Below are 12,586 nucleotides of genomic sequence, written 5' to 3'. Positions count from 1 at the left end.
GTCGTGGCATCGTGGCCGCATGAGCACCGGCGAACGCCCGGCCCTGCGGCTGGTCCCGGCGCCGGCCCCCGAGGCCGGCGGCCCGGTGCTGGGGGCCGTCGAGCTGCTGCCCGGCCGCGTCCGGGCGGCGCTGGTCGAGCTGTCCGGCGCGGTGCGGTGGCGCGCCGAGGCGGCGTACCCGCGCGACACGGCGGACCCGGCCGAGATCGACGCGGCCCTCGAGGCGGTCGCGCGGTTCCCCGAACGCCCGGTCGGCGTCGGCGTGGCCGCCGCCGGCCTCGTCGACGCCGCGGCGGGCGTGATCATCGAGGTCAACGAAGTGCCCGCGCTGCGCGGCTACCCGGTCGCCGCGAGACTGTCCACTGTGGCCGGTGTGCCGGTGCACGTCGAACACCGGGCGCGGCTGCAGGTCATGGGCGACCGCTGGTTCGGCGAGGGCCGCGGCCGGACGGCGTTCGCGTCCGTGTCCACCGGAGAAGTGCTGGGCGTCGGGATCCTGTACGGCGGCGAGGTCCTGGCGCCACCGGGCGGCCGCAGCGGCGCGCACATGACGGTCGCGGCGAGCGGCCGCCGCTGCACCTGCGGCGCCCGCGGCTGCTGGAAGACGGTCGCGACGACACCGTGGCTGCGCGCCGAGGCGGCGCGGCGCGGGCTGGCCGCGCAGTCGGTGCGCGAACTGGCCGGCGACCCCCTGCTCGACGAGTACGCGGCCAACATCGCGCTGGGCCTGGTGAACGTGCAGCAGCTGTTCGCCCCGGGCCTGTTCGTCCTCCACGGCGAGGCCGCGGACGGCGGCGAGCACTTCCGCGCCCGCATCGAAGCCCGGCTGCGCGAAGATTCGTCGTGGGCCAGCGGCGCCGCACCGCCGAGGGTGGTGGTGAGCCCGGGCCCGGCCGACGACGTCGCCCTGCTCGGCGGCGCGGGTCTCGTGCTTTCGCACCGCTGAGGCCCTCATCCGGCCGCCCGGCGGCGCGCCAGCCGCGGGTCCGGATTCGGCACCGCGTCGAGCAGGCTCCGCGTGTACTCGTGCGAAGGCGAGCGGAACAGCGTGGCCGCGTCCGCCAGTTCGACGATCTTTCCCGCGCGCATCACCGCCACGCGGTCGGCGATCTGCTGGACCACCGCCAGGTTGTGCGACACGAACACGTACGTCAGGCTCAGCCGCTCCTGCAGCGCACCCAGCAGGTCCAGCACCTGGGCCTGCACCGAGACGTCGAGGGCGCTCGTCGGCTCGTCCAGCACCACCAGCCGCGGCTCCAGGGCCAGCGCCCGCGCGATGGAGACGCGCTGGCGCTGGCCGCCGGAGAACTCGTGCGGGTAGCGGTCCTGGACCTGCGCGGGCAGGCCGACCGCTTCGAGCAGGTCCGCCACCCGCTCGCGGACCCGGGCCCGGGCGCGGCGTCCGCGCATCGACGGGTCGTGCGTCAGCAGGGGTTCGCCGACGATCTCCGTGACGCGCAGCCGCGGGTTCATGCTCGAGTACGGGTCCTGCAGCACCACCTGCATCTCGCGCCGGACCTTGCGCAGCCGCCGGGCCGGCATGGTGAGCAGGTCGGCGCCGTCGAAGCGGACCGTGCCCGCCGTCGGCTCGACCAGCCGCAGCAGCAGGCGGGTCAGCGTCGTCTTGCCGCTGCCCGACTCCCCGACCACCGCGAGGGTTTCGCCCGCGACGACGTCGAGGTCGACTCCGTCCACGGCGGACAGTGCGCCGTAGTCCTTGCGCAGCCCGCGGATCTCGGCCAGGTTCGTCATGCCCGCTCCAGCTTCGGTGTGGCGCGCAGCAGCTCGCGCGTGTAGTCCTCCCGCGGCGCCTCGAACAGCGGCACGACGTCGCCGGTCTCCACGACCCGGCCCGCGCTCATGACCACCACCCGGTCCGCGACCTCCGCGACGACGCCCAGGTCGTGCGTGATGAGCAGGATCGCCATCCCGTGCCGGGCCTGCAGGTCCACCAGCAGCTCGAGGATCTGCGCCTGGACGGTCACGTCGAGCGCGGTCGTCGGCTCGTCCGCGATGAGCACCCGCGGCCGGCCGACCAGCGCCATCGCGATCATCACCCGCTGCCGCAGCCCGCCGGAAAGCTGGTGCGGGTACTGCGAAGCCCGGCGTCCGGCGTCCGGGATACCGGCTTCCTCCAACGCCGAGACGGCCGCCGCGCGCGCCTCGGCCCGGGACGCGCCGTGGTGCTTCCGGACCACCTCGGCGACCTGGACCCCGACGCGCCGCACCGGGTTGAGGCTCGTCATCGGGTCCTGGAAGACCATGGCGACGTCGTTGCCGCGGACGCGCCGGAGCTCCTTTTCGGGCAGCCGCAGGATGTCCCGGCCGTCGAGCAGCACGGAGCCGCCCGCGTAGACGCACGGCGGCTCGGGGTTGAGCCGCAGCACCGACAGCGCCGTCGCGGTCTTGCCGCTGCCGGACTCCCCCACCAGCGCCAGGGTTTCGCCTTCGGCCACCGACAGGCTCACGCCGTCGGCCGCGGTCACCGCGCCGGTGTCGACGTGGAACTCGACGCGCAGGTCGTTGATCTCCAGCAGGCTCATGAGCGGTACGCCTTCGGGTCCGCGACGTCGCGCAGCACGTCGCCGGTGATGTTGACGGCCAGCGCGGTGAGCATCAGCGCGATGCCCGGGAACACCGCCACCCACCACGACGTGCCGAGGTAGAGCTGGCCGTCGGCGAGCATGCCGCCCCAGGTCACGGTCTGCTTCGGCACGCCGAGGCCGAGGTAGCTCAGGGACGCCTCCGCGACGATCGCCGCGGCGACGTGCAGGGTGCCGATGGTCGCCAGCGGTGCCATGACGTTGGGCAGCAGGTGCCGCCGCATGATCGTGAAGTCCGTGACGCCGATCGCGCGGGCCTCGGTGACGAACTCCCTGGTGCGCAGCGAAAGCACCTCGGACCGGATGACGCGGGCGTAGGAGACCCAGCCCGTGAAGCCGAGCACCAGCACGACGTACCACAGGCCGGAGCCGAGGAACCCGACGATGGCCAGGGCCAGCAGGATCGACGGGAACGCGAGCTGGATGTCGGCCAGCCGCATGAGGATCCGGTCGAACCAGCCGCCGAGGAACCCGGCGACCAGGCCGATCGCGGCCCCGGCGAGGCCCGCGAGCAGCGCCGCGCACGCACCGACGAGCAGCGAGACGCGGGCGCCGTAGCAGAGCCGGGACAGGATGTCGCGGCCCAGCTGGTCCGTGCCGAGCAGGTGGGCGGAGTCGCCGCCGGCCGCCCACGCGGGCGGGTGCAGGCGCACCAGCAGGTCCTGCGCGCCCGGGTCGTAGGGCGCGATGACCGGCGCGAACAGGGCGACGAGCACCATGAGCGTCAGCACGGCGAGCGCGACGGCGCCGAGCTTGCTGCGCAGGAGCGCGCGGGCCATCTTCGGGCGGGCGGCGGGCAGGGCGACGGCGGTCATGCGGTCACCCGCACCCTCGGGTCGAGCAGCGTGTAGGACAGGTCCACCAGCAGGTTGACCAGGACGAACGTGGCGGCGAAGAACAGCACCGCGGCCTGGACCAGCGGGAAGTCGCGGTTCTGGATCGCCTCCACGGTGAGCCGGCCGAGGCCGGGCCAGGAGAACACCTGCTCGGTGAGGATCGCGCCGCCGAGCAGCGAGCCGACCTCCAGGCCGACCACCGTGACGACCGGCAGCGCGGCGTTGCGCAGGCCGTGGGACAGGACGACGCCGGCCGTGCCGAGGCCCTTCGCGCGGGCGGTGCGGATGTAGTCGGCGCCGAGCACGTCGATCAGCGACGTCCGCAGCAGCCGCGCGATCACCGCGACCGAGTAGACGGCAAGGGTGATCGCGGGCAGCACGAGGTGGTCGAACCCGCCGTAGCCGGACGCGGGCAGCAGCTGCAGCCGCACGGCGAAGACGAGGATCAGCAGGATCCCCACCCAGAACGCCGGCGTCGACTGCCCGACCAGGACGCCGGTCATCACGCCGGTGTCGCCGGCGCGGCCGCGGCGCACCGCGGCGAACGTGCCCGCCGGGACGGCGACGACCAGCGCCAGCAGCAGGGCCGCGCCGGCCAGTTCGAGCGTCGCGGGGACGCGGGCGAACAGCACGTCGGCGACGGGCTGGTCGTAGACGAGCGACGTGCCCAGGCGCAGCCGCGGCAGGCCGCCGAGGTAGTCGAGGTACTGGGTGAGCAGCGGGCGGTCCAGGCCGAGGCTCGCGCGCAGCGTCGCCTCCTGCGCGGCGGTGGCGTCGGGCGGCAGGATCAGCTTGACCGGGTCGCCCGACAGGCGGACCAGGAAGAACGCCGCCGTGGCGACGAAGAACAGCACGACGACCGCGGTCAGCACCTTGGTGGCGACCGTGCGGAGCACCCCGCTCCCGGCGGCGGCCGGGCGGCTCAGCGCGAGCGCGGTCATGGCGTCACCGTCGCCTTCGCCATGTTCAGCACGCCGACCACGCCCGGTGTCCACTGTGGACGGGCGTTGACCGCGTGGACGTTGTCGATCTGGTAGAGGAACACGAACGGCGCCTCCTCCTTGAGAAGGTGCTGCAGCCGCGTGAACGCGCGCTGCCGGTCGGCGGGGGCGGGTGACAGCTCTTCGGCGTCGACCAGCCGGTCGGCGTCGGCGTTGTGCCAGCGGCTCTGCCGCCGGTCGTGGCGGACGTTGGACTGCACGAGGCTTTCCGCGTCGAGCGTCCAGCCGGTGCTGGCGGCCAGGTAGATCGGGCCGAGCGCGGCGCGGTTGCTCGAGGTGAGCCGGCTCGTGTACGTGCCGGCGTCGACGAGGTCCACCTCGGCCCGGACGCCGGCGCGGGCGAGCAGGCCGGAGATCGCCTCGGCGAGGTTGGCGTCGGCGGTCTGCGCGGTGAGCGAGGTGTCGAAGCCGTCGGGGAAGCCGGCCTCGGCGAGCAGTTGTTTGGCCAGACCGAGGTCGCGGGTGAACGGCGTGACCGAGGCGTCGAAGCCGAAGGACTCGCGCGGGAACATCGTCGGCACCTCGCGGGCCTTGCCGTCGAGCACCGCCTTGATCAGCAGCGGCACGTCGACGGCGTGGTTGAGCGCCCGGCGGACGCGCACGTCGCGCAGCGGGCCGCTGGTGGTGTCCAGCGACAGGTAGGACGTGCGGATGCCCGGGTAGTGCTTGATCGAGACGCCCTTGTAGCCCTGCAGCTGCAGGGCGGCGTCCGGGGTCAGGTTGGCGACGATGTCCACTTCGTCGCTCTGCAGCGAGGCGAGCGCCGAGGACGGGTCGGGCATCGGGAGGAACACCAGCTCGTCGTAGGCCGGTTTGCCGCCCCAGTAGACGGGGTTGGCGCGCATCCGCAGCCGGTGGTCGCGCTGGAACTCGGCGAAGGTGAACGGCCCGGTGCCGACGGGGTGCTTCGCGAACCCGGCGTTGCCGACCTGCTTGAGGTAGCCCGGCGGGACGGCGACGCCGCCGAACAGCGACACCTTCGCCGGGATGATCGGGTCGGGCTGGCTGCAGCGCAGGTCCACGGTGAGCTGGTCGGTCGCGACGGCCTGCTTGACGTAGCGTAGCTCGACGATCGGCGACTTCGTGGCCGGGTCGAGCAGCCGGTTGATGCTGAAGGCCACGGCCTGGGCGTCGCACGGCTCCCCGTTGTGGAACCGTACGCCGGAGCGCAGCTTGAACCGCCAGGTCAGCGGGTCGGGCGAGGACCACTCCAGGGCCAGCCCCGGCGCGAGCCGGTTGTCCGGGCCCCGGGTGGTGAGCGTGTCGAACAGGTTGGTCAGCACATTCATCGAGGTCAGGTCGCCCTGCTTCTGCGGGTCGAGCGTCTTCGGGTCCGACGTCTGCGCGACGCGCAGCACGCTGCCGGTGGCGCCCGCGGCGGTGCCGCACGCGCTCAGCAGGCCGGGCAGGGCCAGCGCGGGGAGCGCGAGCCCGCCCAGCCGCAGGGCGTCGCGGCGCGACAGTGGGGACACGGCGCCTCCTTTCCGTCTTTCGGAAGAGCATTCCGTCACGCGGAACGCAATTGCGCTAAGCTAGGCGCCGTGAACAAGGCTGTCAACGCTTCCCCCGCCGCCCGGGGCGCGGTCGAGAAGGCTCTGGAGGTGCTCGCGACGCTCGCGGGACCCGGCGGGCCGCACCGGCTGGCGGACCTCGCGCAGGCCTGCGACCTGCCGAAACCGTCCGTGCACCGGATGCTGCAGTCGTTCACCGACGCCGGTTACGCGGTCAGTGCGGGCAGCGGCCGCTACACCGTCGGGCCGCGGCTGCTGGGGCTGTCCGCGGCGGCGCTGGCGGGCCTGAAACCGGCGCGGCCTGTGCTGGCCGAGTTGCAGCGGCGCACCGGCCACACGGTCCACTACGCGGTGCGCCACGGCGACCGGGCGGTGTACGTCGAGAAGCTGGAGCCGGAGCAGGCCTACCAGCTCGCCACCCGGCCGGGCGGCGAGGTGCCGCTGTACTGCACCGCGGTCGGCCGCGCGATCCTGTCGCGGCTGTCCGAGTCCGAAGTGGACGCCGTACTGGCCGCGCCGCTCGCCGCCCGCACGGCCAAGACCTTGACGGACCCGGCGGCTCTGCGCGCCGAGCTGGCCACTGTGGACAGTGCGGGGTACGTCGTGGACGACGAGCAGTTCGAGGCGCACGTCCGCTGCCTGGGTGCGCCGGTGCTGGCCGCGGACGGCGCGGTCCTGGGCGCGGTGAGCGTGTCCGGGCTGACGTTCACGCTGCAGCCGTCGAGCTTCGACGTGCTGGGCCCGCTGGTCGCCGAGGCCGCGAACCGGCTTTCGGCGGTGCTCGCCGGAACGACGCTACGAGCCGTCGATGCTCGCTGAGCTGCTGAACCAGGCCCGTGCCGACCGGGTCTTCTCCGCGGCGGCGTGGTCGGTCGGCACCGCGGACGGCGTGCTGGACCGCGGTTTCCTCGGGACGCGCTGGTGGGACGGGCCGCCGGCCGGCGAGGCGAGCCGGTGGGACCTGGCGTCGGTGACCAAGCCGGTGACCGGCCTGGTGGTCGCGGCCTTGGCCGAGCGCGGCGCGCTGTCCTTCGACGACCCCCTCCCGGAGTTCCTCCCCGCGTACGCGGGCACCGACAAGGCGTCGATCACCGTCCGGCAGCTGCTCACCCACACGTCGGGCCTGCCGGGCGGAACGCCGCTGTGGCGGGAGTTCCCGACGCGCGAGGCGTTGCTCGAAGCGATCCGGGTGACGCCGCCGGCGGGCGTGCCGGGTGAAGTCGAGTACTCGTCGCAGGGGTTCATCCTGCTCGGCCTGATCGCGTCGGCGGCGGCCGGCGCTCCCCTGGACCGCCTGGTCGCCGACCTCGTGACCACCCCGGCCGGGCTGAGCCGCACGACGTTCGGCCCGGTCGGGGCCGCCGTGGCCACCGAGGACTGCGCGTGGCGCGGCCGGGTCGTGACCGGCGAGGTGCACGACGAGAACGCGGTGGTGCTGGGCGGGATCTGCGGCCACGCGGGCCTGTTCGCGCCGCTGGCCGACGTCGAACGCCTCGGCCGGATCCTCGCCGGCGGCGCGTCGCCGCTGCTGAAGCCGGAGACGCACGCGGAGATGATCGCGTGCCACACGCGCGGGCCGCGCCGCGGCCTGGCGTGGCAGGGCCTGGACGTCCCGGGCTCACCGGTCGGTACGGCGTTGCAGCCGGATTCCTACGGCCACACGGGGTTCACGGGCACGAGCCTGTGGGTCGAGCCGTCGCGCGGCCGTTACTACGTGCTGCTGACCAACCGCGTCCACCCGAGCCGGGACCGCGACGTTTCCGCCGTGCGGCGGGCGTTCCACGACGCGGCGGCCGTGCTCGGCTGATCAGCACGGTTCCGGGTCCATGGCGATCGGCTCCGCGCGCACCGCGCAGGCCTTGATCGTCCCGGTCCCGCACTCGATCCGCGCCCAGACGGTCTTCCCCGGGTCCGCGGCCCGCACACCCCACGCCCGCGAGAGGTCCCGGACCAGCACCAGCCCCCGGCCCCGGCCGCTCACCGGCGCGCGGTTCCCCGCCACCGGGGCGTCCTCGCCCTCGTCGTGGACCTCCAGCAGCGCCGAGCACGGCCGCGGCGTCGCCTCGGCGGTGACCGTCACCAGGCCGGTCCCGTGTTCGTAGGCGTTGGTGGCCAGCTCGGTGACCACCAGCTGGACCGCCCAGAGGTGGTCGGCGCCGAGCAGCGGCAGCGCGCGGGCGGTCCACCTCCGGAGCGCGCTGAGCGGGGGCGGCGCGTCCCGCTCGATCGTGAACGCCGACCAGTCGCCCGAACCCGAGGACGTCATCCGACCAGTGTGCCCTCACTCCGGGTTCGCTTGCAGGGCCTCGGACAGCGTCGGGTAGAGGAGGACGCTGTCGTCGTTCCACAAGCTCAGCAGCACCACCGAAACCGGGCGGGGCGGGACGACGAAGCACAGCCGCCACCCTTCGACGCGGGCACGCTGCGCCGTCTGGCCGAGCACGCGCAGGCCCGCCGCGCCGAGGAAGGTCACCCGGGACAGGTCCAGCACGGTGACCGGGGCCAGCTCCTGCCAGGTCTCGTGCTGCAGCGCGCGCACCGAAACGGTGTCGATCTCACCGGCCGCGCTGATGACCAGCAGGTCCGGCCGCACCTCGAGCCGCTCGACCGCGAGGATCTCCGCGGCGGCCTGCCGGGGGACGCGCCGGTCGGTCGGCATGGAGAGCCCTCCCGTCCCGGGCCGCGCACCCGAACACCCAGTCAAGCAGGCCGGGCGGGAAAGGGGAATCCGCCCGTCACGCGGATGGCGGCGTTTGCCGCCCCGGCGCCCGGGTAGCCGATCCGAGAGAGGTCTCTCCACCGAAGACGCAGGGGAGCGTGGTGACGGTGAAAGGTACGTTTCACCCGGAACGTCTCCGGGTGGTCCGGACACGCGGGGAGTCCGATGTCGTGGTCCTCGCCCTGTCCGGCGAACTCGACGCGGGCACGACGCCCAAGCTCGCCGAAGCCGCCGCGCAGGTGCTCGCGGCCGATCCCGAGGTGCTGGTCCTCGACCTGACCGAGCTGTCGTTCCTGTCCCTCGCCGGGGCCCGCCAGGTCCGCGCGACCCACGACGACACGGCCACCAGCCGCCTGCGCGTGGTGACCGGCGAGCGCCCGGTGGTGCGCGACTTCCTGCACGCCACGGGGTTCGAGGCGGTGCTGGACTGCTACCGCACGCGGCTGGGCGCGCTCACCGCGGGCAGCCGCGCGGAGTTCGTCCGCCACGCGAACGCCGCCTGGGACGGGCGCTAGCCGAGCGCGGCCCGCGTCAGCGTCTTCGCCGTGTGGACGATGCTGCGCACGGCTTCCTCGGCCGGCAACCCGTGGAGATCGGTCAGCCCGAACAACGCTTCCGCGCTCATCACTACCGCAAGATCCCGCTTCAGCTGGGCCACGTCGGTTCCCCGCAGGTCGGCCGGCGGCGCGAGCGCCTGGTCGATGAGCCCGAACCGCAGGCCCGGCCGGGCGGCGGTGTCCGCGGGCCGGGTGATCGTCGCCGCGATCATCGCGCGGACCGCGCCTTCGTGGGTCAGCACGTGCCGCAGCAGGTGTTCCGTCGCCGTCGCGACGCGCGTGACGGGGTCCGTCGCGTCCGCCACCGGGGCGAGCGCCTCGGCCGGGTCGAACAGCGTCCCGGCGACGGCCTCGCGCAGCAGGCTCGCCAGGTCGGGGAAGTACCGGTAGGCCGTCGCCTCCGACACCTCGGCCGCCTTGGCGACCTCCGGCATCGTCACCGTGGCGCCGCCGCGGACCAGTTCGGTCGCGGCCGCCAGGATCGCGTTGCGCGTGCGCCGCTTCTGATTGACCCGTCCGCCGTCCATGTCCGCCGCCTTTCGCAGTCAAGCCGGCTCTCATCATAAGAGTGCACTTGCACGAACGCCAGATGAGGGTTTACCTTCTTCGTGAAAGTTCACTCTCATGAGGAGTCGGCATGACGCGCATCTCGATCGTCGGGCCCGAAGCGGGCGAAACCACCCTGACCGGCCCGATCCGGCTGCGGATCCTCGAGGACGGCAGCACCACCGGGCACCGGCTGGGCCTGGGCGAGATCGTCGTCGCCCCGCACACCCCCGGCCCGCCGCAGCACCGGCACGCCCAGCACGACGAAGGTTTCTACGTCGTCCGCGGCACCGTTCGCTTCACCGTGGGCGAGGAAAGCCACGACGCTCCGGCCGGCACCCTCGTCATGGTGCCGCCGGGCGCGCCGCACACCTTCGCCAACCCGGGCGACGAACCCGCCGTCATGCTCAACACGTTCACGCCGGACCTGTACGTCCAGTACTTCCGCGACCTGCGCGCGTTCGCCGCCGAAACCGGGCGGCCCGCGCAGGGCACCGAACTCACCGAGATCATGGCCCGCTACCACACGGAACCGGCGACCACCTACGCCGGCGAGACACCCGTGGCCGGGCCGCGGACCGTCGACGTCCGCGTCGGCGACCTGAGCGTCCGGGTCGAAGACCGCGGGGCCGGGCGGCCGGTCCTGCTGCTGCACGGCGGCGCGGGCCCGGCTTCGGTGGCCGGCCTGGCCGGGTTGCTCGCCGCGCGGGGCACGCGGGTGCTCGCGCCCGTCATCCCCGGCTTCGACGGCACCGCGGCGTCGGACGCCGTCGCCGACGTGCCCGCGCTCGCCCGGCTCTTCCGGGCGCTGCTCGGCGAACTCGGCGTGCACGACGTCCTCGTCGCCGGCAACTCCGTCGGCGGGTGGATCGCGGCGCAGATGGGCGTCGACGAGCAGGCGGCCCGCGACACCGGGGACGTTTCGGCGCACCGCGTCGGCCGGCTCGCGCTGCTGGACCCGATGGGGATCACCGTCGACGGGCACCCGATCACCGACCTTTCCGCGACGCCGCCGGACAAGCTCGCCGACGTCGTCTTCCACTCCCCCGACCGGTTCCGGCTCGACCCGGCCCTGCTCCCGCCGGAACGCCTCGCCGCGATGCAGGGCGACGCCGTGGCCCTGAACCGCTACGCGGGCGACCCGTACATGCACGACCCCGCTCTGCGCGCCCGGCTGGAAGCGGTGCGGCTGCCGGTGCGGGTCGTCTGGGGCGAAAGCGACGGGGTCGCCGACCTGTCCTACGGACGCGCGTACGCGGCCGCTTTCGCCGGCGAGAACGACGAAGGCGCCGAGTTCACGGTCGTGCGCGGCGCCGGGCACCAGCCGCAGCTGGAGCAGCCGGACCGCGTCGCCGAGCTCGTCCTCGGCACCCCGGCCTGAGGGGCGCGATCGTGGTCGTCTCCCCGCCGCGTCCCGGCCGGGCACCGATGAGCCCGGCCCGGCTGCGCGCCGCCTTCGCCGTGCTGTTGCTCGCCATGCTGCTCGCGATGCTCGACAACACGGTCGTCGGCACCGCGATGCCCACGATCGTCACCCAGCTCGGCGGCCTCGACCGGCTGTCGTGGGTCGTCACCGCCTACACCCTCACCACCGCCGCCTCCACGCCGATCTGGGGCAAGCTCGGCGACCTCTACGGCCGCAAGCGCGTGCACCTGTACGCGATCGCGCTGTTCACCGCCGCCTCCGTGGCGTGCGGCTTCGCCCAGGACATGACGCAGCTCATCGCGTTCCGCGCGGTGCAGGGCCTCGGCGGCGGCGGGCTCGCCGTCGGCGCGCTGTCGCTGATCGGCGTCCTGGTCCCGCCCCGGGACCGCGGCCGCTACCAGGGCATGACGGCGAGCGTGATGGCCGCCGGGCAGATCGGCGGCCCGCTCTTCGGCGGCCTGGTGACGAGCCTGCTGGGCTGGCGCTGGACGTTCTACCTCAACCTCCCGCTCGGCCTGGCGGTGTTCGCGGCCACCGCGGTCGTCCTGCTGGTGCCGGCGACGCCGCGGCGCCGGGTGCACCTGGACGTCGGCGGCGCGTTGCTGCTCACGACCGCCGTGACGGGCCTGCTCCTGCTCACCGACCGCACGGGCCCGGCGCTGGCGTTGGCGCCGGTGACCGTCGTGGCGTTCGCCGCTTTCGTGGTCGTGGAACGGCGAAGCAGCGAACCGGTGCTTCCGCTGAGCCTGTTCGCCCGGCGCGACATCCGGCTCACGACGGTGATCATCTTCGTCGTCGGCGTCGTCAGCTTCGGGACGATCACGTTCGTGCCGCTGTTCCAGCAGACCGTGCAGGGCGCCTCGGCTTCCGGCTCCGGGACGCTGCTGCTGCCGATGACGCTCGCGGTCGTCGTCGCGTCGCAGGTGGCCGGCCGGATCAGCAGCCGGACCGGCCGGTACCGCGTCTTCCCGATCGCCGGCGCGGTGGCCATGGCCGCCGGGTGCGGCGTGCTCACGACCGCGCACGCCGGCACGCCGGTCTGGCTCACCAGCGGCGCCCTCGTGCTGATCGGCGCCGGGCTCGGCCTGAGCACGCAGATGATGACGCTGATCGCGCAGAACACGGTGCCGGTGGCGGAAATCGGCGTGGCGACGGCGAACACGACGATGTTCCGCACGATCGGCGGCGCGGTCGGCACGTCGGTGTTCGGCGCGTTGCTGGCCACCGGCCCGGCACCGCTGGAGACGGGGATGGCGCGCATCTTCACGGTCGCCGCCGTCGCGGCGGGGCTGGCGGCCGTCGCCGCCTGGCGCATCCGGGAAACCCCGCTCCGCGGAACGGACTCCGGCCAGCCGGAGTGACGCCTGCGCCGCACTGGCCCGGACCG

14 protein-coding genes are annotated in these 12,586 nt (G+C 74.0%); 6 read left to right on the top strand and 8 right to left on the bottom strand.

The features are described from left to right. Nucleotides 1-19 precede the first annotated feature (19 nt). Complete coding sequence (locus ACYVLJ_RS20955) at nt 20-946, top strand: ROK family protein (RefSeq protein ID WP_451980783.1); 927 nt, start codon at nt 20-22, stop codon at nt 944-946. 5 nt (nt 947-951) lie between these two features. On the opposite strand, the gene ACYVLJ_RS20950 is transcribed toward ACYVLJ_RS20955, so the two are convergent. Genes ACYVLJ_RS20950 through ACYVLJ_RS20930 form a run of 5 tightly spaced genes read right to left on the bottom strand, consistent with a single transcriptional unit; the run spans nt 952 to nt 5,912 of the window. Next, nucleotides 952-1,752, bottom strand: coding sequence for an ABC transporter ATP-binding protein (locus tag ACYVLJ_RS20950; RefSeq protein WP_460439933.1), 801 nt, complete (start codon nt 1,750-1,752; stop codon nt 952-954). Then, on the bottom strand, nt 1,749-2,543 hold the full coding sequence (locus tag ACYVLJ_RS20945; protein WP_460439932.1) for an ABC transporter ATP-binding protein: 795 nt from the start codon (nt 2,541-2,543) through the stop codon (nt 1,749-1,751). The genes ACYVLJ_RS20950 and ACYVLJ_RS20945 overlap by 4 nt, the downstream gene beginning before the upstream one ends. After that, on the bottom strand, nt 2,540-3,418 hold the full coding sequence (locus ACYVLJ_RS20940) for an ABC transporter permease (protein ID WP_460439931.1): 879 nt from the start codon (nt 3,416-3,418) through the stop codon (nt 2,540-2,542). The genes ACYVLJ_RS20945 and ACYVLJ_RS20940 overlap by 4 nt, the downstream gene beginning before the upstream one ends. Next, on the bottom strand, nt 3,415-4,380 hold the full coding sequence (locus ACYVLJ_RS20935) for an ABC transporter permease (protein ID WP_460439930.1): 966 nt from the start codon (nt 4,378-4,380) through the stop codon (nt 3,415-3,417). The genes ACYVLJ_RS20940 and ACYVLJ_RS20935 overlap by 4 nt, the downstream gene beginning before the upstream one ends. Further along, nucleotides 4,377-5,912 (bottom strand): periplasmic substrate-binding domain-containing protein, encoded by a 1,536-nt coding sequence (locus ACYVLJ_RS20930; RefSeq protein WP_460439929.1) that lies wholly within the window; start codon nt 5,910-5,912, stop codon nt 4,377-4,379. Before ACYVLJ_RS20930 ends, ACYVLJ_RS20935 begins: the two co-directional genes overlap by 4 nt. 69 nt (nt 5,913-5,981) lie before the next feature. On the opposite strand from ACYVLJ_RS20930, the gene ACYVLJ_RS20925 reads away from it, so the two are divergent. Beyond that, the gene (locus ACYVLJ_RS20925) at nt 5,982-6,770 is read left to right on the top strand and encodes an IclR family transcriptional regulator (protein WP_451980768.1); all 789 of its coding nucleotides are present in this window, start codon (nt 5,982-5,984) and stop codon (nt 6,768-6,770) included. Beyond that, nucleotides 6,760-7,758, top strand: a complete 999-nt coding sequence (locus ACYVLJ_RS20920) for a serine hydrolase domain-containing protein (RefSeq protein WP_460439928.1) — start codon at nt 6,760-6,762, stop codon at nt 7,756-7,758. Before ACYVLJ_RS20925 ends, ACYVLJ_RS20920 begins: the two co-directional genes overlap by 11 nt. Here the strand turns inward: ACYVLJ_RS20920 and ACYVLJ_RS20915 are convergent, their stop codons facing one another. Then, nucleotides 7,759-8,217 carry an ATP-binding protein gene (locus tag ACYVLJ_RS20915; RefSeq protein ID WP_460439927.1) on the bottom strand — a complete coding sequence of 153 codons (459 nt, stop codon included), beginning with the start codon at nt 8,215-8,217 and terminating at the stop codon, nt 7,759-7,761. Nucleotides 8,218-8,232: 15 nt separating this feature from the next. Beyond that, complete coding sequence (locus ACYVLJ_RS20910) at nt 8,233-8,610, bottom strand: STAS domain-containing protein (RefSeq protein ID WP_460439926.1); 378 nt, start codon at nt 8,608-8,610, stop codon at nt 8,233-8,235. 200 nt (nt 8,611-8,810) lie between these two features. Between ACYVLJ_RS20910 and ACYVLJ_RS20905 the strand changes: the two genes are divergently transcribed. Further along, entirely contained in the window at nt 8,811-9,185 is a 375-nt protein-coding gene (locus ACYVLJ_RS20905; protein WP_460439925.1) for an STAS domain-containing protein, read from the top strand. Here ACYVLJ_RS20905 and ACYVLJ_RS20900 read toward each other — a convergent pair. After that, nucleotides 9,182-9,754, bottom strand: coding sequence for a TetR/AcrR family transcriptional regulator (locus tag ACYVLJ_RS20900; protein ID WP_451980754.1), 573 nt, complete (start codon nt 9,752-9,754; stop codon nt 9,182-9,184). The two genes, ACYVLJ_RS20905 and ACYVLJ_RS20900, sit on opposite strands and share 4 nt — an antisense overlap. Nucleotides 9,755-9,864: 110 nt before the next feature. Between ACYVLJ_RS20900 and ACYVLJ_RS20895 the strand changes: the two genes are divergently transcribed. Continuing rightward, nucleotides 9,865-11,154, top strand: a complete 1,290-nt coding sequence (locus ACYVLJ_RS20895; protein ID WP_460439924.1) for an alpha/beta fold hydrolase — start codon at nt 9,865-9,867, stop codon at nt 11,152-11,154. Between the two features lie 11 nt (nt 11,155-11,165). Further along, complete coding sequence (locus ACYVLJ_RS20890; protein ID WP_460439923.1) at nt 11,166-12,560, top strand: MDR family MFS transporter; 1,395 nt, start codon at nt 11,166-11,168, stop codon at nt 12,558-12,560. The last annotated feature ends 26 nt before the right edge of the window (nt 12,561-12,586 follow it).

The sequence above is a fragment of the Amycolatopsis stemonae genome, from assembly GCF_054781455.1.
The sequence above is the reverse complement of the archived record's forward strand: the minus strand, read 5'-3'. Positions and strand labels throughout refer to the sequence as shown.